The following is a 23,257-nucleotide window of genomic DNA, read 5'->3' as shown; positions in this document are numbered from 1 at the left end:
CGGTCAGGGGCTCCCGATCGCGGGCACTGTGTCGGGCGGCCCGTTTGGCCGCTGATAGCCGGGGCAGGCGATCTCGATCTTCACCTGACGCCAGCCGGTACCCCGTTCGTCGGTCGGCATGCGGCCGGTGATCGTGTAATCGTCGTCGACCTTGATGGCCGTCATCTCACGCGAGTCCTTGGTGAAGCCGTTGGCTTCGGGGATCCGGAAACCCGCTGCCGTGACGACCAACCGGTGTGTCGTCGCCAGCATCACCCGGACGCTTCGGCGGTGGTCCGTTGCCGACGGCGAGGCGTAGATCAGCAGGTTGCCGTCGGGAAACCTGGTGCAGGTGACGTGCGCGGCCAGGGTGTGCGGCTCACCGTCGAGCACGATCTTCACTTCAGACAGGCCGACCCCCGACGCACAACCCGCCAACAGTGTGATCGCAGCCGTCGGCGCCGCGATGACGACGACGGGACGCATGTGTGCAGTATGAACCGGCTGTTGTGTCCGAGCACGCCGATCACAGAACAGAACGCCGTCGTACGGACCCTAAACCCGGCCGGCGGCGAAATCGGCTGCCTGCGCGACCTTTCCGGACTGCACATACGACACGTGGGCACCCATGTCCCAGCCGCCTTCCCAACAGATCGGGTCAGCTTCGTTGCACTGATCGATCGAGTTGGCAGCGTACGGCGGCGCCAGTGTGGGCAGCGGCATCCCGGAAGCCAGGAGGCCCGAGAAGCTGGTGCGCGGCGTGCCGAACAGTGCGGTGGCCGCCACGTGATCGGCGGTCTGGGGAGACGCTGCGGTGGTGGCCTGTTCGATGACAGCCGCGCCCTGCGAGTAGCCGCCGAGCACCATCTTCGTGTTCGGGCAACTAGCCGCGATGGATTCGATCAGGGACCGCGCCGCGTCGGTGCCGGCCGGGGTGCTGTTGTGGAAGTCGTTGTTGGCCGGGTAGTCCACCGCGGTTCCGTCGACGGTGCGCGGTGCCACCCGGGCCCGCAGGTCGTCGACGAACGGACCGCCGACACTGCCCAGGCCCGGCGGCTCGTTGGTGCCGCGGGCGAACACCACCTGAACGTCGGGGCACGGCGCCGCCGCGGCCGGCGCGGCCGTGGCCATCGGGACAGCTGCGGCGAATGCCGCCAAGGCCAAGATCAAAGCAGGCTTGCTGGTCATACCGATCGATCGTAGGACCCGCGCGGGGCCGTTCCCCCGATCGGTGGACACGCGATTCGGGCGATTCATGGCCTGACCAGCGGACAGACTCGGCGACTCCCAGACGGGATGGTGTTTTCAACACACCAACACCCACCGAGGGGGACACCACATGACCACCAACACCACCACCAAGCGCATCGGGTTCGTTCGCCGCTTCGCACTCATCGCCGCGGCAGCGGCCGTGCCGGCCATGGGACTCGCCGTCGCGCCGACCGCCGGCGCGCAGGCCGCCGAGTTCGGTCCGTGCGGAAATGTGCACGACAACGTCGACCTCTGGAAGGACGTCAAGTTCGCCACGCCCAAGCACAAGGACGGCGCCATCGACGTGGTGTTCCCCGGCGGCGACAAGTCCCGCGGCTACGCGGTCCGGCAAGGGCACCACCCCGCCCAGCTGACCGACCTGCTGGTGATCCCGACGGCCCGCGAGACCGGCATCGAATGCGACAACCTGTTGGACGCCACCGCTCCCCGCTACTTCAAGGACGCCTTCGAGCAGGTCAGCATTCTGCCGCCGGGTAACCAGGGTCAGGCCCCGGACTGGGCGCTTGGCATCAACTCCGCCGACAACCGCGGTCAGGATCAGCTGCACATCCACGTGACCCTGCTCGACCCGACCGCCCGCGCCGACATCGACCAGGCCGTCAAGAACCACAAGGTGACCAAGGATGAGAAGGCCTGGAAGACCTCGGTGATCGGGGTGCGTGGCCACACCCAGGCGGGCCCGATCGAGAAAAGCGCCCGCGGCTACCGTGCCTGGAACACCGACAACATCGACCAGAACTTCTTCGCCGCGCTGAACACCCAGATCGTCGCGCCGATCAAGAAGCAGGACCCCAGCTTCGGGATGGGCGACGAGACGCTGCTGATCACCAAGAACCACCAGGGCCCCGGGTTCATCGTGCTCGCCAGCGATGAGAAGTCCGGTATCAGCCCGGCCGGCGTCAACAACATCGAGCGGCTGCTCGACAAGGGCTAAGCCTGCCTGCGATCCCAACGGCCATCCGTGCTCGGGTGGCCGTTGGTGTTGTCGTGCCCCCAGTCCGGACTCGAACCGACATAGCGGCCGAGATCGACTGGCCACACCGGGGTTACCTGCCAAAACACGTCACTGTAGATCACTGAGCGTGTCTGTAACTGTGGGCAGAGTGCGGGCACGCACTGCGGGCCGACCTTGCTGAAAGGGCAACGGACTTGCCAAGATCAGGGAGGGAGCTCGGCGTTTCAGAACGAAGGTCCATGCTTGTTTGGCGCCACCCGAAAAGTGGCACAGGCCAGATGGCTGTGAACTTGCTGCGACTGCCGTGAGCAAACCCTATACTTCCGCCTCTATGAAGACGTTTCTGGTCGCGGCGCTGGCAGCCACGGCCGTCTCATTCATGGCGGGGTGCACAGCTTCACCGGAATCGCCGAAAGCCGTTTCGGCACCACAACCCGTCATGTCAAAGACGGAAATAGCAGCCGCCGGCGTGAAAACGTCCATGCAACGGAAATTCGACGGCGACGCCGAGCTGTCGCGGCTGAAACTGACAGTGGCTGACGTGACTCTCGTCAACAAGGCTGGGAACGAATACAAGGGCATCGCAACAATCCGCACCTCCAACGGCGCCACACATGATGTGCCGATCGATGTCACCGCCGACGGAGACAACCTCATCTGGGATGCAGCGCCGGGAGCATTCCTATTCGCGCTACAGGACCCGCCCTCGCCCCCAGTTGCAACTGCGCCGAGCACCGTGCCCGCTGCCGTCCCTACCCCTTCCGCTGGTCCTGCTGCGCTTTCGCAGGCCTCGGACGGGCGCGTGTACGTGATCACAAAGTCCGGGAAAACCCGTTGCCGTATCTCAACATTCGAAGTCGCCTGCCAGTCACCGTTCATCGGTGCACCACTGGTCAACGGACAACCTGCAAACGGGATGATCTTCAACGCGAGTGGAGTGGTGACCTATGTCGTCGGCGACCTGGGCGGTCCTCCGGCGACAACAATGGGGTACCGCACCTACCAAGTATTCGGGTGGACGATCGACGCCACCAGCAACGGCACCACGTTCACGCACAACGGGACTGGCCGGTATGTGTTCGTGAGTGTTACTTCAGTACAGACGGGCTAGACGGCCGACGCGCACCGCGTCCGGGGGTGCGCGCTCATCGGTATCGCCCTACTGCTGAATAGTCAGTGGAAGCACCTGGTAGCTGACAAATTGATCGCCGATCGTGAAGCAGCCGTGATTGCCACGCTCCCCGCCGTCCTCGAACTCTGCACAAGTCATGGGCAACTCTCGATGCCGGTCGACCCGTGCACCTTCAATGCGATACCGATGATCGCGTCGGCCTCGCTCGGTGTGAATCGCATGCCGCGCAGGTCGTCCTTGGCTTCGTTCACCGCAATGGAGCTTGCGCCGTGCGCACCGCCGAACCACCGGCAGGTTCGGTCCCACGCCTGACTCACGACCCCATAATCCAAGTAGCCGTACCCCTGGTCCTGTAAGCCCGAGACAATCGGTCGTTCCCGCGCTCCTGGCGAGTGGACCAACAGTTCGTCAATAGTCTCTGCGTTGGCGGCGGGCGCGAACACGATTAGCCCGAACGCGGCCAGACCCACGCCGATCGCACTGTTCGTCGAAGCCATTAGTTGCCCCTCTCCGTTCGCAGGCAATTCTGACCGAGTGCACAGCGGTATCGCCGTCAAACTGGTCACGTTCAGGCCCCTCTGCGAATTAGCTAGCGGCGGCACCGTTCGCCCACACGCCGGGGCAAGAGGCCCGCCGCGCGCATCCGTTAGGCCCGAAAACGCCTCTACCACTGATTACTCGGTGCCCCCAGTCGGACTCGAACCGACACTTGGCGGATTTTAAGTCCGCTGCCTCTGCCAATTGGGCTATGGGGGCGTCGCACGAGAGCATATTTCAGGCCGGTCCGTCGTCATCAGACCGCCCTGAGTACACACGAGTTGTCGATCAACCGAGCTCGACGACGAGCTTGCCGAACGGGCCACGATCGAGGTGGTCCAGCGCCGCAGGCAGATCGTCGAACGGATGGCGCGCGCCGATGACGGGTTTGGTTCCCGTGCTGTCGATCGCGCTGACCAGCTCGCCGAGTGCGCGCCGGTGCCCCGTACCGATACCGTGAATTGTGATGTCTTTCATCAGGATTGGCATGACCGGTGTCGAGACTTCGAACCCGTCGAGCGCGCCGATGAGATGGATGTGGCCACCGACCGCGGCGACTTGGGCCGCCTTGCCCAGATGCGCGCCCCCGACGAGCTCCAGCACCTGGTCCACTCCGCGGTCACCCGTGATGGCCAGGATGGTTTCGGCCCAGTCCGCGCTGCGCCGATCCACGACGTGGTCGGCGCCCAGCTGTGCGACGCGGTCCAGTTTGTCCGCGCTGCCCGACACGATGACCTCGGCGCCGTGCATCTTCGCGATCTGCACGCCGAACAGCGCGACGCCACCGGTGCCTTCGACCAGCACGACGTCACCGGCCCGCACGTGCCCGCGTTCGACCAGGGCGAACCACGCCGTGAGCCCGGCCACCGGCAGTGTGCTGGCCTCCGCCGGCGACAGGGTCCGGGGAGCCCGGACCACCCAATCCTGCGGAAGCGCTACGTATTCGGCGAGCACCCCGGGGTAGAAACCGCCGAGCGTCCAGTACGAGGGCGTCCGCGCGTCACCCGCCCGGGCGCCGTCGATCCAGTCCGGAGTGAACACCGAGATCACCTGATCGTCCACGGCGAATCGGGTCACCGAATCTCCAACCGCGACGACGGTCCCGGCGAGATCTGACCCCGGAGTGAAGGGGAACTCCAGTGGCAGGCCGCGCCCGGTTTCGATCACCATCTTGTCGCGATGGTTCAACGAGACCGCGGCCACCTTGATCAGGACCTCGCCGGGGCCTGGTTGCGGGACCGCCACCTCACGCAGCCGGAGCGCGTCTCGGCCGATTCCGTCCATCTCCCACCGGCGCATGATCTCAGCCATGCGGTGCTGCAACCAGGTCGGCGATAGGCGTATTCCCCGGGGATGCCGACCCGGGTATCAGAACCACGACCCGCGCTGAGAGGGTCGCGCCGATTTGGTTGAATGTGTCCCAGGGGTGGGACAGCGACGGGGGCCGCATATGCCAAGCAGTATCGCCAATTCGATTGCCGTAGTTGCCGAACGGATCGCGGCAGCACTCGGACCACGGGCGATGAGGGTGATCGCACGCTTCAACAAGTACGTCACCAATCCGCTGCAGCGGCTCTGGGCGCCATGGCTGCCGTACATGGCGGTCATCGAGCACACCGGCCGCAAGTCGGGCAAGCCGTACCGGACCCCGGTCATGGCGTTCGTCGACAGCAAGTCCGTCTCGGTGGTGCTGAACTACGGCGAGCACTCCGACTGGGTTCGCAATGTCCGGGCCGCCGGATCTGCCCAACTGGTCCATCGCGGCAGGCACTACCAACTGAGCAATCCCCGCATCATCCCGGCCACCGACCAGAAGGCCCGGTTGGTCGCCTCCTTGGCGCCGCGAACCTGAGGTTGTTTGCGAGTTCCACCCGAGGTCTCGCAAACACCTTGAGCAACAGGTACCCGGCGTAGGCTGCGCATATCCCGACTCCCGGGAGGCTGCGATGCCCGAACTGGCCATCGAACTGCGCGACGTGGTGCGCGAGTACAAGGTCGGCGGTCAGATCGTGCGCGCTCTCGACGAGATCAGCCTCCGACTCAACGGCGGACAGTTCGTGTCGATCATCGGGCCGTCGGGCGCGGGTAAGAGCACGCTGCTGCACCTGCTGGGCGCACTGGACTCCCCCGACTCGGGCTCGATCACCTTCGACGGCGAGGAGATCGGGCGCCTGGGCGACGAGCAGCAGTCGGCGTTCCGGCACCACCGGGTGGGCTTCGTCTTCCAGTTCTTCAACCTGCTGCCGACCCTGTCGGCGTGGGAGAACGTGGCCGTGCCGAAGCTGCTCGACGGGGTCCGGCTGGGCAAGGTCAAACCGCAGGCCGTGGAGTTGCTGGACCGCGTCGGCCTGGGCAACCGGACCGAGCACCGGCCGTCCGAACTGTCCGGCGGCCAGATGCAACGCGTCGCGGTGGCCCGGGCCATGATGATGGACCCGCCGCTGATCCTCGCCGACGAACCCACCGGCAACCTCGATTCGACGACGGGCGCGGCGATCTTGACCCTGCTGGGCGAGGTCGCCCACGAGGAGGGCCTGGGCCGGCTGGTGGTGATGGTGACCCACAACGCCGACGCCGCGGCGGCCACCGATCGGGTGATCACCCTGCAGGACGGTCGGCTCGGCTCCGACGAGATGTCGGTGGTGCCGGGGTGAAACCCCACCTCGCGATCGGGGCCGCCGCTAGTCGGCTCCGGGTGTTCAGCCTGCGCGAACTCACCGTGCACCGGCGGCGCACCCTCGCCTCGATCGCCGTAATGGCCGTGTCGGCAATGTATCTCGTCGCGATCCTGGGCATCTTCGGGTCGATCACCGGCTCGGTCAACCGGCTCGCGGACGGTGTCGCCGGTATCGCCGCGCTCGAGGTCTCCGGCGTCACCGACGCCGGGTTCCCCGACTCCGTTCTCGCCGACGTCGCGAAGGTCCGCGGCGTCGCGACCGCCGCACCGATGATCCGGATGTCCGCGCCCACCGCGACCGAACCGGTGCTGCTGTTCGGCGCCGACGACCGCAGCCGCGCGTTGGAGGGCGCCCTGAAAGATGCGGTGGGAGTCCAGCTCCAGGCACCGTCCGGGGCAGCCGAGGGTGTCCGCGTCGGGCCCGCCGTCGGCCACGCGAAGGGTGAGACGTTCCAGCTCGGCTCGGGGTCGGTGACCGTCTCGGAAGTCCTCGAGGGCAAACAACTCGCCGACCTCAACGGCGGTCACTACGTTCTGGCCCCACTTCCGTTGGCGCAGAATGTCACCGGAAGGCAAGGACAGCTCGACTCGATCCTGATCACCACCACACCGGGTGCCGACCTGGCAACGGTGAGTGATCAGGTCACCGCCGCCGTGAACGGCCGGGCCATCGTCGCCGCACCGAGCCTACGCGCCGCCCGGGCCGGTGACGGCGTCAAGCTGATGAACTACATGGCGCTGATGGGCGCGGCGGTCGCATTGGTGGTCGGCGCGTTCCTGATCTACACGACGATGACCATGGCGATCGCCCAACGCCGCCCGGTCATCTCGATGTTGCGCGCCATCGGCGGCCGGCGCGCCACGATCGTGCGCGACATGCTCGCCGAGGCCGCGATCCTCGGGCTGATCGGCGGCACCATCGGATCGCTGCTGGGAATAGCGCTGGGCCGCATGGCGATCGGCCGGCTACCACCGACCGTGACGCAGGGCCTCGAAGCCCGCATCGAGTACTGGCTGCCCAGCTACGCCATCCCGGTCGCCATCGCCGCCACGGCATTGACGAGCGTGGCGGCCTCGGCGATGGCGGCCCGCCAGGTGTACAAGGTCTCACCGATCGAGGCGCTGGCACCGGTCGGGGTATCGGCCGCCGACAACGTCCCGCGCTGGTTGCGTATCGCCACCGGAATCGCCGCGGTGGCCGTGCTCGTTGCGTCGATCCTGGTGGTGTTCTACCTGCCGGGTTCCATGGCGTTCGTCGCGATCGCCGCCCTGTTCACCGCGCAGATCGCGCTGGGTTTCGCGCTGGCCGGGCCCATCGTCAAGGCCACCGCCGCGGTGGCGCGGCTGTTCGGTTCGGCCGGCGCCCTGGCGGCGGCGACGGTGGAACGTGCCCCGCGGCGTGTGTGGGCCACCGTGATGACCGTGCTGATCGCCGTCGTCACCACCGTGGTGATCACCGGGACCAACAACGACATGATCCGGTCGGCGCGTGACGTCTTCGCGCCGGTCGCCGACGTCGACGTCTGGGTGAGCGCGAATTCACCCGACCAGTACCCCACGGACCTTCTGCCGCAAGGCCTTACCGACAAGGTCACCGAGGTTCCCGGGGTGGCGAAGGTCACCGAAGGCTCCCTGGGCTTCGCCGTCGTCGGCGGCACCCGCGTCATGCTCGACGGATTCGCCCCCGGCAGCCACGACGCCCTCTTCCGCGCCCTCGACGACCGGGTCCGCACCGACGTGCTCGCCGGCCACGGCGTCGTGCTCTCGCAGAACCTGGGCAAGACCCTCGATGTCCGGGCGGGCGACCAGCTGGAGTTGCAGACGCCGCACGGCCCGCAACAGACCACCGTGCTGGCCCTGGTCCCCTATTTCTCCACGGTGATCGGCACCGTCGGGATGGGCCTCGACCAGATGCGCGCCTGGTTCGCCGGCCCGGCGCGACCACCCTCCAAATCACCGCGGCCAAGGGCACCGATCCCGACCGCTTGCTGGCCAACATCCGCCACGTGGTGCCCGCACCGAACCACACCTACGACGGCCGCACCGCGCTGGCCGGTCTCGAAGCGCCCCTGCACCAGAGCATGCTGATCGCCAACGCGGTGTGGATCATCGTGGTGTTCGTCGCCGCCGTGGCCCTGCTGAACACACTGACGCTGTCGGTGCTGGAACGGCGCCGCGAGATCGGAGTCCTGCGCGCGATGGGCTCCAGCCGTCGCTACACGCTGGCCATGGTGCTGGCCGAGGCCGCGGCCATCGGCATCGTCGGTGGTGTCCTCGGGCTGATCGTCGGACTGGTCGATCAGTGGCTGTTCAGCCTGGTCAGCGGGGACATCATGAATTTCAACGTCACGTTCCGGCCGAGTGCGATGGCGCTGGTCTTCACTCTCGGTGCGCTGGCGATCAGCCTGCTGGGCTCGCTGCCGCCGGCCCGACGTGCGGCGCGGCTCAACATCATCGAGGCCGTCAGCGTCGAATAGTCGCCACTCCCTGCAGATGTGGCGTGCACGGCGGCGGCACCAGTGTCCGCCGGGTACTTCGCAACCCGCTGGTGTCGAACCCGGCCGCGGCGATGGCATCGACGGTGCGCCGATTCGGGTGGCAGCCCGACGACAGCCATGCCCATGGCCGCGCGATCAGATCCTGGAACCGCCCCATCAAGCCCTCACCGCGGACGTGCTCGAGAACCACCAACCGGCCTTCGGGCGTCAGCACACGGCGGATCTCGGCGAGCGTGGCGGCCACGTCGTCGACCGAACACAACACCAGACCGACGTGGACCGAGTCGAAACTGCTGTCGCCGAACGGAATCGATTCGCCCGCCCCTTCGACGACATCGACGTCGACATCGTGACGCCGGGCCAGCGCACTGGCCATCCGCCGCATCGCCGGATCGGGCTCCACCGCCGCGACGGACGTCACCGCGTCGGGCAGGAACAGCAGATCGGTTCCCGGCCCGACCCCGACCATCAGCAACCGGCCCGTCGCATTGCTCATCGCCGACCGGCGATACCGGCGGTAGAACAGCCTGTCGAATATCGGCATGCCAAGCCGATACACATACGGGAACAACGGGTTACGGTGTTTCAATCCGAACCTCCGAGATCCATTCGGAACGGCGGATACTCGTCGGTCATCAGCGAGACGTACACGGCGACCCGGTAGCGCCACCGCACCATTCCCATCAGGAAGTCGAACATGCCCTGGGAGACCGTCCCCCGGACCAGCAGCCGCACCGCGGAGATGACGCAAAGTACTTGCAGCGGAGCCTCCATCGCCCAGCACATGATGATCTGTGGCAGCGCCAGCAGCCACCACTTCACCAGCACCGCCCCTCTGGAGAGCTGTTCGGGATAGTCGACCTGGAGATCGCCCGGATAGTCGGCCTGGGGCTTGAGGGTGAACGGCGGGTACTGGTCGGTGGTGTTCATCGGGAACCGGTAGTTCATCACCCGCCACGACCAGCGCAGCACCCCGACGTTGAAATCGAACAGAGGCCGCGGATACCGGCCGGTGAACAGGATCGCGATACCCGCGGCGAACACCACCAGCGGATACACCAGGTAGAGGCCGATGAGGATCGGATAGTGCGGCACCGCCAGCACGCACCATTTGACGAGCCACAGCCAGTTCGACGGCGCGTCGATCGCGCCGCGCACGCGGACGGGCTCAGCGGGCATGTTCGTCACTGCCGGCCGTCACCGCCCCGGCGAGATCCCGGCTGATTCCCGCGGCCATCCGGCGGTGACTCACCACCCGCAGGAACGTCGCCAGCACCCACGTCATCACCCGGTTTGGGACCATCGCGGCGGGCCGCAGCACGGCTTCACCGTGCGACACCTGCAGCGAGGCCACCCGGGAAACCGCCGCGACGCGGCGTCGGCGGGTCTTCTCGTACCAGCGCAGGGCACCGGACAGATCGCCGTTGGGGCTGTGGCGGTAGTCCGAGATCGCCTTGCACAGCACCATCGTGTCGAGCAATGCCTGGTTGGTTCCCTGCGCCAGCGTCGGCGGCATCGTGTGCGCCGCATCGCCCAACAACGTCAACGCGCCGCGGCCCGGGCCCGGAATGGGATGGCGGAAATGCGGATAGGGCGAACGCGCCAGATCAGCATCGGTCAATGTCGCGAGGACCCGATCGACCAGGTCGGACCATCCGGTGAAATTGGCGCGGATCACGTCGATCGGGCGTTCCGGCCGGACGAAGTCCGGCGACCACGGCAGGTCGAACCACCACTGCACCTCGGTGCCTCCGGCCGGCCACAGGCCGAGGTTCCCGTGCTCCCCGACGATGACGAAGGCGACGCGCCGATCGGCCCCGTCCGGCAACGTGGCCAGCCCTTGCCAGCTGCACCAGCCCGTCGGTTCTGCGTGCTGCGCACCGACGATCTCGCGGATCCTGGAGTGCAACCCGTCCGCGCCGATCACCAAATCGCCGGCCGCACAACTGCCGTCGGCGAAATCGAGGCGAACCCCGGGGCTGCCGTTGGCGACGCCGATCACCTGCGTGTTACACCGAATCCGTTCAGCCGGAAAGCCTTCCAGCAGCCGCTCGAGCAGAATCCGGCGCGGGACCATCCGGACCGGCGCACCCATCCGGCTCACGATCGTCGTCACGTCGAGGGTGGTCATCGGGCGTCCCGTCGACGTCACCACCCGCACCGTGGACAGCTCCTGGCCTGCGCCGCCCATGTCGACGCCGAGCTGCCGCAGCACAGTTTCGCCGTTCGACCAGATGGTGACGGCACCGCCGCCGGCCCGCACCTCGGGGCGCTGCTCGAACACGGTGACGTCATGCCCGTCCCGCAGCAATCCCCGGGCGATGGAGATGCCACCCACCCCGGCACCGACAACCAGGATCCGCAGCGACCCTTTCGGCGCTGGCTGGACGTGGTGCCGGCTCTGGGGCCGTTTTGAGCCCACGGCTCAATTTATGTCCGGTGCGGGGCCGCTGTACAGGTTTGTGCGGTACCGGCCTACCGAGGGCCGTCCAGCCCACCCGAGACGACCACCACCGGCCGCGGGAACCTCAGCGTCGCGCACGCATCGTCGAGTGTCATCTCGATGGCCTGGCCGAGCTCGGACAGATCGTCAGGACCCGTGCTGAAGTCGACCCCACCGCCGCCGATCCACACCCTGGTGAGCACCACGGCGTGCCTCCGGCGAATATCGGCCATTTCCGTGATCAGGTCACTGACCGCCGCCGGAAATGCGGTGAAATAGTCTTCAGCCGAATCGATTTCGCGATACAGGCCGACCAGATCGAGCCGAGGACCGTTGAGGACGGTGGTCACCGCGTCGGCAGCCGTCGCACCGAGGATCACCCGTTGCCGACGGTGCCGCACGGCGCAGGAAACCAGCAGGCGAACCTGCTCGACGCTGGTAGCCACCACCCGGCCCACCCCGAGATTGGCGCTGCAGAACACCAGTTCGTCGGCGCTGAACCCGTCGGCGTGGACCACCAGGCGCATCGGGTGGATACCCGTCCCGATCGCCGCCGCCAGGTCCCCGCTGCCGCGTACCTCGACGGTCAACCCGTGATCACGGGCCCATTTGGCCACGTTGTTGTCCCGAAGCGCCCCGGCAGGCAGCGCCAGCTCGACGGGATCAAGCGACCGGCACCACGTGGCGCACCGGTGCATCGCCTCGTGCTCGGGCGATCGCTCTGGCATCGCCGAAGCCGTCGATGTGGACCACAGCCCTGTCGTCAGTGTCACCAGAACCTCTTCTTCACCGCGCCGCGGCCGGATGCCGCCTGCACCTGATCCGAGCCTTCCGCTGCCAGGAGGGCCGGGCCAGGATCTTTGCAGTGTCTTGACGCGACCGAATGAAACATTCACGCTGCGTTGATATCTCGCGGCAGCAGTGCATGAAACGCCGGAGCCACGGTCAGCGCCGGGCGCGGGAAGCGGAACCGCGCACACTGCTCCTCGAGAACCTCACCGAGCGCGCCGGCGACACGGCGCAGCGCCCACGGATGCAGACCGAACAGGCCACCGTCCAAGCCCGCCAGGCTGATCCGGCTCAGCAGCACCGAATGCGTGCGCCTGATCGTAGCCATCTCGACCACCGCCGACCGCAGTGCGTCGAGCCCGATCGGATCCTGCGAAGCGTCGGCCGCGCAGTGCAGACCGATGGGATCGAGCTGACGGTGCCTCAGCACCTCGGCGATCACCGAGGGCATGTCGCCGCCCGCACCTACGAGCACATGCTCCCGACGCTGCGCGCCGCGGGCGAGCGCTGCGGCCTGCTGCTCGGAGTCGATGACGAGTCGCGCCGCCCGCCCCATGGCGGCACCCGCCATGGCAGCCGCATTGCGCGGGTGCATCACGAGTTGCGCTGACCGGATACCCGATGCGAGGGCCACGTTGAGCTCCGCGGCGGTGACGACATCGACGGTGACGCGGTGGCGGCGCAACCAAGCCGCAGCCGGTTCCATGCCGAGCAACTCAGCGGGATAGCTCACCGAGAATCCTCTGAAAGCGCTGCGCCACAACGCACAACGGCTGATCATCACAGTCTCGTCCAGCACCACCCGGGGCTGCTCGACATAATAGGCGGTCACCATCGTCTGACCATCCCGCCGCCCGAGCACCGCCACCAGGGTTTTAGCGGTCTCTTGACACCGTGCCGCCCAACCTTGACGCCGCCTTGATCATTGAAGCGCGTCGGCGACGGGACCGACCACGAGCGCGGGCAGGTACTCCAGGCCGATGAGCAGCAGGCTCGAGGCCAGTGTCAGCACGACGAAGGTCGGGGTGTGGGTCTTCAGCGTGCCGGCGGTGACGACACCCGGACGCTGGGCGGCGAATGTCCCCGCGAGGGCCAGTACCGCGATGACCGGCAGGAAGCGGCCGATGACCATCGCGAAGGCCAGCGCCACGTTGAACCAGGTGGTGTTCCCACTGAATCCGGCGAAGCCACTGCCGTTGTTGGCCGCCGAACTGGTGAAGGCGTAGAGCACCTCGGAGAGCCCGTGCGGCCCGGTATTGAGCATCGCGGCGCGTTGACCGGGCAGCGCCATCGCGATCGCGGTTCCGACCAGGACCGCGATCGGTAGCGCCAGGATGTAGAGGCTGACCAGCTTCATGTGCCGGGCCTGCAGCCGCTGTTTGAGGTACTCGGGCGTCGTCCCGACCATCAGTCCACCGAGGAAGACCGCCAGCAGCACCATCATCACCAGGCCATATAGGCCGCTGCCGGCCCCACCGGGGGCCACCTCGCCGAGCATCATGTTCAGCGTCAGCAGCGCACCCCCGAAGCTGGCGAAACTGTCGTACGACGAGTTCGCCGCACCGTCCCCGGAGGCTGTGGCCGCCTGGCCGAATACCGCGCTGCCGGACACACCGAACCGCATTTCGGTGCCCTCCACCGGCGCACCCACGGCGTGGACGACGGTGCCGTGCGGCACCGATGTCGCCGCGACGAGGGCCACCGTCGCCAGGATGTACAGCGATGCGACGACGGCGAACAGCGCCCAGCCCTGCCTGCGGTCTCCGACCATCACACCGAAGGTGCGCAGGAAGGCCACCGGGATCAACAGCATCGCAACGATTTCCACGACGTTGGTCAGCGGTGTCGGGTTCTCGAAGGGATGCGCGCTGTTGACGTTGAAGGCGCCGCCACCGTCACCCGACATCAACTTGATCGACTCCCACGTGGCCACCGGACCACCGAGCAACGTCTGGCTGCCGCCGGTGATCGTCGAAACGTCCTGGGCACCATGGAAGTTGTTGACGACACCGAGGGCCAGCAGGATCAGCGTGACGATCACCGACAGCGGCAGCAGGATCCGGACCACGGTGCGCACCAGATCCACCCAGAAGTTGCCGATCTCCTGGTTCTGATAGCGTGCCAGCCCGCGGATCAATACCGCCGCAACGCACATGCCGACCGCGAGGCTCGCGAAGGCCTGCACCCCGAGGCCGGCCACCAGCCCGACGTGACCGAGCGTCGCCTCGCCCGGGTAGTTCTGCCAACTGGTATTGGTCGTAAACGAAATTGCGGTATTGAACGCTAATGCCGGCGTCATGCCTTTATGGCCCCACGGTTCGGGCAAATACACCTGCAAAAGCAACAGCCCGTAGAGGGCCAGAACACTGACCGCTGAGAATGCCAGGACTGCGCTCAGGTAACTCGTCCAACGTTGCCGGCCGTCCGGCTGCACCCCGACCAGACGGTAGATCACCCGCTCCACCCGCCAATCGGTACGTGCGGTGTAGACGGCCGCCAGGTAGTTACCCAGCGGGACATGCAAAAACACGACGAGGACAGCGATCGCGGCCAGCTGGCCCCAGGACGCCGTCCCCCACAGCGATGGATTGTCGATGGCTCCAGCTCCTTCACGCGCCGACACTCTCGGCACACGGTAGGAACCAGCGCGGCGAGAATTCGACGGCGATTACGCATTTCCTACGCCACAACCAGGCGCTGTTGACACCATCTTTGCCGCTGACGGGCGCCTCCGGGGTCCACGGGAAAGAACCCGTAAAGGTCCGGCAGCCGAGCGTAAAGAAGACATAAAGATCCTCGCCGGCCACCCGCAACAGACGGACGCTTGATCGGTCGCCGAGATCCGGCGACCCGAGAACGTGTTGGAGAACCCATGTCCGTAGTGGTGTTCATCGCGCTGACAGTGGCGATCTTTGCGCTGCTGGGCCTGGTGCAGAAGTTGGTCGAGGGACTGTGAGCTACGAAAACGTCGTCGGCCTGGGCCTGGCGATCCTCATCGCGCTGTTTCTCTTCGCGGCGCTGCTGTTTCCGGAGAGGTTCTAGTGACTACGACAACCGCGGGGATCGTCTTCCTCGTCGTCCTCATCGTCGCGGTAGCGGCTGTTCACGTACCGCTCGGCGACTACATGTACCGCGTCTACACGACCGAGAAGCACTCGCGTGCCGAACGCGTCATCTATCGGCTGATCGGCGCCGACCCGAAGGCCGAACAGACCTGGGGCGCCTATGCCCGCAGCGTGCTGGCCTTCTCCGCGATCAGCGTCCTGTTCCTGTTCGTCCTGCAGCTGGTGCAGGGCAAACTGCCGTTGCACCTGAACGATCCGGGCACCCCGATGACACCGGCGCTGGCCTGGAACACCGCCATCAGCTTCGTGACCAACACGAACTGGCAGGCCTATTCGGGTGAGAGCACCCAGGGCCACCTGGTGCAGATGGCCGGCCTGGCCGTGCAGAACTTCGTCTCGGCGGCCGTCGGCATGGCCGTGGCGATGGCTTTTGTCCGTGGCCTGGTCCGGCGCAACACCGGCGATCTCGGCAATTTCTGGGTCGACCTGGTGCGCGGCAATCTCCGTATCCTGCTACCCATTTCGATCGTCGGGGCGCTGATCCTGCTCGGCGGCGGCGCCATCCAGAACTTCGCCCTGCACAGCGAGGTCGTCAACACGCTCGTCGGCGGCACGCAGACCATCCCGGGCGGCCCGGTCGCCAGCCAGGAGGTCATCAAGCTGCTCGGTACCAACGGCGGCGGCTTCTACAACGCCAACTCCGCGCACCCGTTCGAGAACCCCACCACCTGGACCAACTGGGTGGAGATCTTCCTGATCCTGATGATCCCGTTCTCGTTGCCCCGCACGTTCGGCCGCATGGTCGGCAGCGTGAAGCAGGGTTACGCGATCGCCGCGGTGATGGCCGTGATCGCCACCGTCAGCGTCAGCCTGATGATGCTCTTCCAGCTGCAGGCCCATGGCACCGTCCCCACCGCCGCCGGCGCCGCGATGGAAGGCGTCGAGCAGCGGTTCGGCATCGCCAACTCGGCGGTGTTCGCGGATGCGACAACGCTGACGTCGACCGGCGCGGTGGACTCGTTCCACGATTCGTACACCAGCCTCGGCGGCATGATCACGATGTTCAACATGCAGCTCGGTGAGGTGGCTCCCGGCGGCGTCGGCTCCGGCCTGTACGGCATGTTGGTGCTGGCGATCATCACGGTGTTCGTCGCGGGCCTGATGGTCGGCCGCACACCGGAATACCTGGGCAAGAAGATCACCCCGCGGGAGATCAAGCTCGCCGCAACGTATTTCCTGATCACACCGTTGCTGGTGCTGACCGGTACCGCGGTGGCGATGGCCATGCCGGGTCAACGGGCGGGCATGCTCAACACCGGGCCGCACGGCCTGTCGGAAGTGCTGTACGCCTTCACCTCCGCCGCCAACAACAACGGTTCGGCCTTCGCCGGCATCAGCGTCAACACCGAGTGGTACAACACCGCCCTCGGCCTCGCGATGGTGTTCGGCCGGTTCCTGCCCATCATCTTCGTGCTGGCGCTGGCCGGATCGCTGGCCAAACAGGGCAAGACGCCCGAGTCCATCGGCACACTCCCCACCCATCGACCCCAGTTCGTCGGCATGGTCGCCGGCGTCACGCTGATCCTGGTCGCCCTCACCTTCTTGCCCATGCTCGCGCTCGGGCCCCTTGCTGAAGGAATTCACTGATGTCAGTACCTACTCTCGATTCACCGTCGTCCGCGCAGCCGAAACCCGTTAGTTCCAACCGAATCAAGGGCGGCCTGCTGGACCCGAAGATGCTGTGGAAATCGACGCCCGATGCGCTGCGCAAGCTCGATCCGCGCACGCTGTGGCGCAACCCCGTCATGTTCATCGTCGAGATCGGCGCCGTCTGGAGCACCATCCTGGCAGTGCTCAACCCGTCCTGGTTCTCCGGGCTGATCGTCATCTGGCTCTGGCTGACGGTGATCTTCGCCAACCTGGCCGAGGCCGTCGCCGAGGGACGCGGCAAGGCCCAGGCCGAATCGCTGCGCAAGACCAAGACGTCCACCATGGCCCGCCGGTTGACCGGCTGGGCCCCGGGCTCTCCCGGCCGTGAAGACGAAGTCGCCGCGCCGCTGCTGCAGCAGGGTGACGTCGTCGTGGTCGAGGCAGGCCAGGTCATCCCCGGGGACGGCGATGTCGTGGAAGGCATTGCGTCGGTGGACGAGTCGGCGATCACCGGTGAATCGGCACCCGTCATCCGGGAGTCCGGCGGCGACCGGAGCGCGGTCACCGGCGGCACCACCGTGCTCAGCGATCGCATCGTCGTACAGATCACCCAGAAGCCCGGCGAGAGCTTCATCGACCGGATGATCAACCTGGTCGAGGGCGCCAACCGGCAGAAGACCCCCAACGAGATCGCGCTCAACATCCTGCTGTCCTCGTTGACGATCATCTTCGTCTTCGCCGTGGCGACCCTGCAGCCGCTGGCCATCTTCTCCAAGGCCAACAACCCGGGTGTGGCAGACACCCTGGCGCTCAACGGAAACGGCATCTCGGGCATCGTCATGGTGTCGCTGCTGGTGTGCCTGATCCCCACCACGATCGGCGCCCTGCTCTCGGCGATCGGCATCGCCGGCATGGACCGGCTGGTGCAGCGCAACGTGCTGGCCATGTCCGGCCGCGCCGTCGAGGCCGCAGGCGACGTCAACACCCTGCTGCTCGACAAGACCGGAACCATCACGCTCGGCAACCGCCAGGCCGCCGCGTTCGTACCGCTGTCCGGCATCACCGAGGCGCAACTCGCCGACGCGGCACAGCTGTCGAGCCTGGCCGACGAGACCCCCGAGGGTCGCTCGATCGTGGTGTTCGCCAAGCAGCAGTACGGTCTGCGGGGCCGCACGCGGGCGAGCTCGACAAGGCGCACTGGGTGGAGTTCAGTGCCAACACCCGGATGTCCGGCGTCGATCTGTCCGGCGACCACCGGCTGCGCAAGGGCGCGGCAGGCGCGGTGGCCGAGTGGGTGCGATCCGAAGGCGGCCTGGTACCAACCGAACTCGGCGACATCGTGGACGGGATCTCCGCTGCCGGCGGCACACCGCTGGTGGTCGGGCATGTCGTCGACGGAAATGCCGAAGTGCTCGGCGTCATCCATCTCAAGGATGTCGTCAAGCAGGGCATGCGGGAACGCTTCGACGAGATGCGCCGGATGGGCATCCGCACCGTGATGATCACCGGAGACAATCCGCTGACCGCCAAGGCCATCGCCGACGAGGCCGGCGTGGACGACTTCCTCGCCGAGGCCACGCCCGAGGACAAGATGGCGCTGATCAAGAAGGAGCAGGCCGGCGGCAAGCTCGTCGCGATGACCGGTGACGGCACCAACGACGCGCCCGCCCTGGCCCAGGCCGACGTCGGTGTCGCGATGAACAGCGGGACCTCGGCGGCCAAAGAGGCCGGCAACATGGTCGATCTCGACTCCGACCCGACCAAGCTCATCGAGATCGTCGAGATCGGCAAGCAGTTGCTGATCACCCGCGGGGCGTTGACCACGTTCTCGATCGCCAACGACATCGCGAAGTACTTCGCGATCATCCCGGCGTTGTTCGTGGCCCTGTTCCCCGGCCTGGACCTGCTGAACGTCATGCGGCTGCACAGCCCGCAATCGGCGATCCTGTCCGCGGTGATCTTCAACGCGGTCGTCATCGTGGCGCTGATCCCGTTGGCGCTCAAGGGTGTCCGGTACACCCCGAGCAGCGCGTCCAAGCTGTTGAGCCGCAACCTGTACGTCTACGGCCTCGGCGGCATCATCGCGCCGTTCATCGGCATCAAGCTGATCGACCTCGTCGTCCAACTCTTCCCGGGAATGTGACATGAAATTCTCCAACCTGCTCCGCCAACATGCAGCCGCCCTGCGGGCCCTGCTGGTGCTCACCGTGATCCTGGGCATCGGGTATCCGGTGTTCATCTGGCTGGTGGCCCAGATCCCCGGCCTACGCGACAAAGCCGACGGATCACTGATCGAGGTGAACGGAAAGCCGGTGGGCAGCAGCCTGATCGGTCAGTCCTTCACCGATGCCGACGGCAACCCCCTGCCCCGCTACTTCCAGAGCCGCCCGTCGGCCGCCGGTGACGGCTATGACCCCATGGCCACCAGCGCGAGCAACCTCGGTCCGGAAAGCGTTGTCGACACACCGGACAAGCCGAGCCTGCTCACCCTGGTGTGCTCACGCAGCGCCGCCGTCGGAGAGCTCGACGGCGTCGACGGCGCCCGCCCGTTCTGCACGGGAGACGGTGTCGGTGCGGTGCTGTCGGTGATCGGGCCACGGGATGCCCGCGGAAACGTCATCCACCCGACCAAGGTGGTCAGCGTGAACCAGCCGTGCGACACCACGAAAACGCCGTTCGTCGACACCTACGAAGGCGTGCGGGTCGAATGCGCAAAGGCGGGCGAGGACTACAGCACCGGCCTGATCGTGCCGATCCGCGGCAGCGCGCCCGCAGACCCCGCTGTGCCCGCCGACGCGGTGACCGCCAGCGGAAGTGGACTGGACCCGCACATCTCGTTGGCCTACGCGGATCTGCAGGTCAACCGGGTGGCCAAGGCCCGCGGTCTCAACCCCGAACTGGTGCGCTCCATGGTGGCCCAGCACACCGACGGACGCACCCTGGGCTTCTTCGGCGAACCGCGGGTCAACGTGCTCGAACTCAACATCGCCCTCGACTCGCTGTAGGCACGAGGATGATGGTCTTGTGAGTACGCCGGCGCCCAGCCCCACCAAACGCGGTGAGCTGCGCATATATCTGGGTGCGGCTCCCGGCGTGGGCAAGACCTACGCGATGCTCGGTGAGGCGCACCGCAGGCTCGAACGCGGCACCGACCTGGTCGCCGCGGTGGTCGAGACGCACGGACGCAAGAAGACCGCCGAACTGCTCGACGGTATCGAGACCATCCCGCCGCGCTACGTCGAGTACCGGGGAGGCAGCTTCCCCGAACTCGACGTGGCCGCGGTGCTGGCCCGCAACCCCCAGGTGGTGCTGGTCGACGAACTCGCCCACACCAACACCCCGGGCAGCAAGAACCCCAAACGCTGGCAGGACGTCGAGGAACTGCTCGATGCCGGGATCACCGTGATCTCGACGGTCAACGTCCAGCACCTGGAAAGCCTCAACGATGTGGTCACCCAGATCACCGGAATCGAGCAGCAGGAGAAGGTTCCCGACGAGGTGGTCCGGGCGGCCGACCAGATCGAGTTGGTCGACATCACCCCAGAGGCACTGCGCCGCAGGCTGTCCCACGGCAACGTGTACGCACCGGAGCGTGTCGATGCCGCGATGTCGAACTACTTCCGGCGCGGAAACCTCACCGCGCTGCGAGAACTGGCCCTGCTGTGGCTGGCCGACCAGGTCGACGCCGCACTGGCCAAGTACCGTGCCGACAACAAGATCACCGACACCTGGGAGGCCCGCGAGCGCGTGGTGGTCGCCGTCACCGGCGGCACCGAGTCGGAAACCCTGGTGCGCAGGGCATCCCGCATCGCCTCGAAGTCCAGCGCCGAACTGATGGTGGTCCACGTCGTTCGCGGGGACGGACTGTCGGGCGTATCGGCGCCCCAGATGGGCAAGGTGCGAGAGCTGGCCATCAGCCTGGGCGCCACCCTGCACACCGTCGTCGGCGACGACGTACCCACGGCGCTACTGGATTTCGCGCGCGAGCGGAACGCCACCCAGCTGGTCCTCGGCACGTCGAGGCGGTCCCGGTGGGCCCGGATGTTCGACGAGGGCATCGGCGCCGCCGTGGTGCAGCACTCCGGCAAGATCGACGTGCACATGGTGACCCATGAGCAGGCCCGCCGCGGCTTCGGCTGGTCGACGGCCACACCCCCGCAGCGCCACATCGCATCCTGGCTCGCCAGCCTGGTGGTTCCGTCGGCGATCTGCCTGGCGATCGTGACCCTGCTCGACCCCTACCTCGGGGTCAGCGGCGAAAGCGCCCTGTTCTTCATCGGCGTGCTGATCGTCGCGCTGCTCGGCGGCGTCGCACCGGCCGGACTGTCGGCCCTGCTGTCCGGACTGCTGCTGAACTACTTCCTGGTCGACCCCCGCCACACGTTCACCATCTCCGAACCCGACAGCGCGGTCACCGTCGTCGTGCTGCTGCTGGTCGCGGTCGCGGTCGCGGCTCTGGTCGACGGGGCAGCCAGCCGGGCCCGCGAAGCCAGGAAAGCCTCGCAGGAGGCGGAACTGCTGACGCTGTTCGCCGGGTCGGTACTGCGCGGCGCCGACCTGACCACCCTGCTGGAACGACTGCGCGAGACGTACTCCCAACGCGCGGTGAGCCTGCTCCGGGAACACGACGGTGCCGCTGAGATCGTGGCGTGCGTCGGCACCAAACCGTGCGCCGAGGTGGACACCGCCGACACCGCCATCGAAGTCGGAGACGACGAATTCTGGCTGCTGATGGCCGGACGGAAACTGGCCGCGCGGGACCGCCGCGTGCTCAGCGCCGTCGCGAAACAGGCTGCCGGACTGGTCAAACAACGCGAGCTCACCGAGGAGGCCGGCAAGGCCGCGGCCATCGCGCAGGCCGACGAACTGCGCCGATCGCTGCTCTCGGCGGTCAGCCACGACCTGCGCACCCCGTTGGCCGCGGCCAAGGCGGCCGCCAGCAGCCTGCGCAGCGAGGACATCGACTTCTCGGCCGAGGACACCGCCGAACTGCTGGCCACCATCGAAGAATCCATCGATGCGCTCACCGCGCTCGTCGGCAACCTGCTGGACTCCTCCCGGCTGTCGGCCGGGGTCGTCCGGCCCGAACTACGCCGGGTGTACCTGGAGGAGACGGTGCAGCGCGCGCTGCTGGGAATCAGCAAGGGCGCCACCGGATTCACCCGCGAGGGTCTGGACCGGGTTAAGGTCGAGGTCGGCGACGCCGTTGCGATGGCCGATGCCGGGCTGCTCGAGCGGGTGCTGGCCAACCTGATCGACAATGCGCTGCGGTACGCACCCGACGGCCCCATCCGGGTCAGCGCCGGACAGGTGGCCGACCGGGTGCTGATCGCGGTGATCGACGAAGGGCCCGGGATGCCGCGCGGGGCCGAGGAGCAACTGTTCGCGCCGTTCCAGCGCCTCGGAGATCACAACACCACCATCGGCGTCGGGCTGGGCCTATCCGTTGCCCGCGGCTTCGTCGAAGCCATGGGCGGGACCATCTCGGCGACCGACACCCCCGGCGGTGGCCTGACCGTCGAAATCGACCTTGCTGCACCGCCAAAGGACGAACCGGCATGACACCCACCAACGCCATCAAAACCCGTGTCCTCGTGATCGACGACGAACCGCAGATCCTTCGTGCGCTGCGGATCAACCTGTCCGTGCGCGGCTACGAGGTCGACACCGCCACCAACGGTGGCCAGGGCCTGCGGGCCGCCGCCGATCACCGCCCCGACGTGATCGTGCTCGACCTCGGGCTGCCCGACATGTCCGGCATCGAGGTGCTTGCCGGCCTGCGCGGTTGGCTGTCGGCGCCGGTGATCGTGCTCTCGGCCCGCACCGACTCGTCCGACAAGGTCGAGGCGCTCGACGCCGGGGCCGATGACTACGTCACCAAACCCTTTGGCATGGACGAGTTCCTGGCCCGTCTGCGCGCCGCGGTGCGCCGCGGTGCGGCGGCTTCCGAAACCGATGAGCCCGTCATCGAGACCTCGTCGTTCACCGTCGACCTCGCCGCCAAGAAGGTGACCAAGAACAACCACGAGGTGCACCTGACCCCCACCGAGTGGGGCATGCTGGAGATGCTGGTGCGCAACCGCGGCAAGCTGGTGGGCCGCGAAGAGTTGCTGCGCGAGGTGTGGGGACCGGCCTATGCCAAGGAAACCCATTATCTGCGGGTCTATCTGGCGCAGCTGCGCCGCAAACTCGAGGACGATCCGTCACGTCCGGTGCACCTGCTGACCGAGGCGGGGATGGGGTACCGCTTCCAGGAGTAG

19 protein-coding genes, 1 tRNA gene and 2 pseudogenes are annotated in these 23,257 nt (G+C 66.9%); 11 read left to right on the top strand and 11 right to left on the bottom strand.

What is annotated here, in order from left to right; translation table 11 throughout:
* Positions 1 to 3 precede the first annotated feature (3 nt).
* Positions 4 to 465, bottom strand: a complete 462-nt coding sequence (locus ACNQVK_RS11575) for a lipoprotein LpqH (RefSeq protein ID WP_418029624.1) — start codon at positions 463 to 465, stop codon at positions 4 to 6.
* 69 nt (positions 466 to 534) lie between these two features.
* A complete protein-coding gene (locus ACNQVK_RS11570) occupies positions 535 to 1,167 on the bottom strand; it encodes a cutinase family protein (protein WP_418029623.1) in 633 nt (210 codons plus the stop codon).
* 151 nt (positions 1,168 to 1,318) lie between these two features.
* On the opposite strand from ACNQVK_RS11570, the gene ACNQVK_RS11565 reads away from it, so the two are divergent.
* Positions 1,319 to 2,185 carry a CDP-diacylglycerol diphosphatase gene (locus tag ACNQVK_RS11565; RefSeq protein ID WP_418029622.1) on the top strand — a complete coding sequence of 289 codons (867 nt, stop codon included), beginning with the start codon at positions 1,319 to 1,321 and terminating at the stop codon, positions 2,183 to 2,185.
* 352 nt (positions 2,186 to 2,537) lie between these two features.
* A complete protein-coding gene (locus ACNQVK_RS11560) occupies positions 2,538 to 3,317 on the top strand; it encodes a hypothetical protein (RefSeq protein ID WP_418029621.1) in 780 nt (259 codons plus the stop codon).
* 155 nt (positions 3,318 to 3,472) lie between these two features.
* Here the strand turns inward: ACNQVK_RS11560 and ACNQVK_RS11555 are convergent, their stop codons facing one another.
* The 3 genes from ACNQVK_RS11555 to ACNQVK_RS11545 form a co-directional block, all read right to left on the bottom strand.
* A complete protein-coding gene (locus ACNQVK_RS11555; RefSeq protein ID WP_418029620.1) occupies positions 3,473 to 3,904 on the bottom strand; it encodes a hypothetical protein in 432 nt (143 codons plus the stop codon).
* 116 nt (positions 3,905 to 4,020) lie between these two features.
* A tRNA-Leu gene (locus ACNQVK_RS11550) sits at positions 4,021 to 4,094 on the bottom strand.
* 69 nt (positions 4,095 to 4,163) lie between these two features.
* Positions 4,164 to 5,186, bottom strand: coding sequence for a zinc-dependent alcohol dehydrogenase family protein (locus tag ACNQVK_RS11545; protein ID WP_418029619.1), 1,023 nt, complete (start codon positions 5,184 to 5,186; stop codon positions 4,164 to 4,166).
* A 211-nt stretch (positions 5,187 to 5,397) separates the two neighbouring features.
* Between ACNQVK_RS11545 and ACNQVK_RS11540 the strand changes: the two genes are divergently transcribed.
* The 3 genes and pseudogenes from ACNQVK_RS11540 to ACNQVK_RS11530 all read left to right on the top strand — a co-directional run bounded on the left by ACNQVK_RS11540 (position 5,398) and on the right by ACNQVK_RS11530 (position 9,029).
* Positions 5,398 to 5,727 (top strand): nitroreductase family deazaflavin-dependent oxidoreductase, encoded by a 330-nt coding sequence (locus ACNQVK_RS11540; protein WP_418034122.1) that lies wholly within the window; start codon positions 5,398 to 5,400, stop codon positions 5,725 to 5,727.
* 94 nt (positions 5,728 to 5,821) lie between these two features.
* Positions 5,822 to 6,529: an ABC transporter ATP-binding protein gene (locus tag ACNQVK_RS11535; protein ID WP_418029618.1), complete on the top strand. Its 708-nt coding sequence runs from the start codon at positions 5,822 to 5,824 to the stop codon at positions 6,527 to 6,529.
* A pseudogene (locus tag ACNQVK_RS11530) lies at positions 6,526 to 9,029 on the top strand (FtsX-like permease family protein). Before ACNQVK_RS11535 ends, ACNQVK_RS11530 begins: the two are co-directional and overlap by 4 nt.
* On the opposite strand, the gene ACNQVK_RS11525 reads toward ACNQVK_RS11530, so the two are convergent.
* From ACNQVK_RS11525 to kdpA (ACNQVK_RS11500), 6 genes are all read right to left on the bottom strand, one after another.
* Positions 9,016 to 9,639 (bottom strand): class I SAM-dependent methyltransferase, encoded by a 624-nt coding sequence (locus ACNQVK_RS11525; RefSeq protein ID WP_418029617.1) that lies wholly within the window; start codon positions 9,637 to 9,639, stop codon positions 9,016 to 9,018. The pseudogene ACNQVK_RS11530 and the gene ACNQVK_RS11525 overlap by 14 nt on opposite strands.
* Positions 9,636 to 10,208, bottom strand: coding sequence for a DUF4389 domain-containing protein (locus ACNQVK_RS11520; RefSeq protein WP_418034120.1), 573 nt, complete (start codon positions 10,206 to 10,208; stop codon positions 9,636 to 9,638). The genes ACNQVK_RS11525 and ACNQVK_RS11520 overlap by 4 nt, the downstream gene beginning before the upstream one ends.
* Before the next feature lie 10 nt (positions 10,209 to 10,218).
* Positions 10,219 to 11,415 (bottom strand): FAD-dependent oxidoreductase, encoded by a 1,197-nt coding sequence (locus tag ACNQVK_RS11515; protein ID WP_418034118.1) that lies wholly within the window; start codon positions 11,413 to 11,415, stop codon positions 10,219 to 10,221.
* A 110-nt stretch (positions 11,416 to 11,525) separates the two neighbouring features.
* Positions 11,526 to 12,221, bottom strand: a complete 696-nt coding sequence (locus tag ACNQVK_RS11510; protein ID WP_418029616.1) for a LysA protein — start codon at positions 12,219 to 12,221, stop codon at positions 11,526 to 11,528.
* A 164-nt stretch (positions 12,222 to 12,385) separates the two neighbouring features.
* Positions 12,386 to 13,117, bottom strand: coding sequence for a hypothetical protein (locus tag ACNQVK_RS11505; protein WP_418029615.1), 732 nt, complete (start codon positions 13,115 to 13,117; stop codon positions 12,386 to 12,388).
* 87 nt (positions 13,118 to 13,204) lie between these two features.
* A complete protein-coding gene (gene kdpA / locus ACNQVK_RS11500; RefSeq protein WP_418034116.1) occupies positions 13,205 to 14,863 on the bottom strand; it encodes a potassium-transporting ATPase subunit KdpA in 1,659 nt (552 codons plus the stop codon).
* A 371-nt stretch (positions 14,864 to 15,234) separates the two neighbouring features.
* Between kdpA (ACNQVK_RS11500) and ACNQVK_RS11495 the strand changes: the two genes are divergently transcribed.
* From ACNQVK_RS11495 to ACNQVK_RS11470, 6 genes and pseudogenes are all read left to right on the top strand, one after another.
* Positions 15,235 to 15,324: a potassium-transporting ATPase subunit F gene (locus tag ACNQVK_RS11495; protein ID WP_019347277.1), complete on the top strand. Its 90-nt coding sequence runs from the start codon at positions 15,235 to 15,237 to the stop codon at positions 15,322 to 15,324.
* Positions 15,324 to 16,994 (top strand): potassium-transporting ATPase subunit KdpA, encoded by a 1,671-nt coding sequence (gene kdpA / locus ACNQVK_RS11490; RefSeq protein ID WP_276130501.1) that lies wholly within the window; start codon positions 15,324 to 15,326, stop codon positions 16,992 to 16,994. Before ACNQVK_RS11495 ends, kdpA (ACNQVK_RS11490) begins: the two co-directional genes overlap by 1 nt.
* Positions 16,994 to 19,140 (top strand): annotated as a pseudogene (gene kdpB, locus ACNQVK_RS11485) (potassium-transporting ATPase subunit KdpB). The gene kdpA (ACNQVK_RS11490) and the pseudogene kdpB overlap by 1 nt, the downstream one beginning before the upstream one ends.
* Position 19,141: 1 nt before the next feature.
* Positions 19,142 to 20,002: a potassium-transporting ATPase subunit C gene (locus tag ACNQVK_RS11480; protein WP_418029614.1), complete on the top strand. Its 861-nt coding sequence runs from the start codon at positions 19,142 to 19,144 to the stop codon at positions 20,000 to 20,002.
* Positions 20,003 to 20,021: 19 nt separating this feature from the next.
* Positions 20,022 to 22,559 (top strand): ATP-binding protein, encoded by a 2,538-nt coding sequence (locus tag ACNQVK_RS11475; protein ID WP_409548805.1) that lies wholly within the window; start codon positions 20,022 to 20,024, stop codon positions 22,557 to 22,559.
* Positions 22,556 to 23,257, top strand: a complete 702-nt coding sequence (locus ACNQVK_RS11470; RefSeq protein WP_044520029.1) for a response regulator — start codon at positions 22,556 to 22,558, stop codon at positions 23,255 to 23,257. The genes ACNQVK_RS11475 and ACNQVK_RS11470 overlap by 4 nt, the downstream gene beginning before the upstream one ends.

Source organism: Mycobacterium sp. 134 (assembly GCF_048282715.1).
Lineage (GTDB): Bacteria > Actinomycetota > Actinomycetes > Mycobacteriales > Mycobacteriaceae > Mycobacterium > Mycobacterium septicum.
The sequence above is the reverse complement of the archived record's forward strand: the minus strand, read 5'-3'. Positions and strand labels throughout refer to the sequence as shown.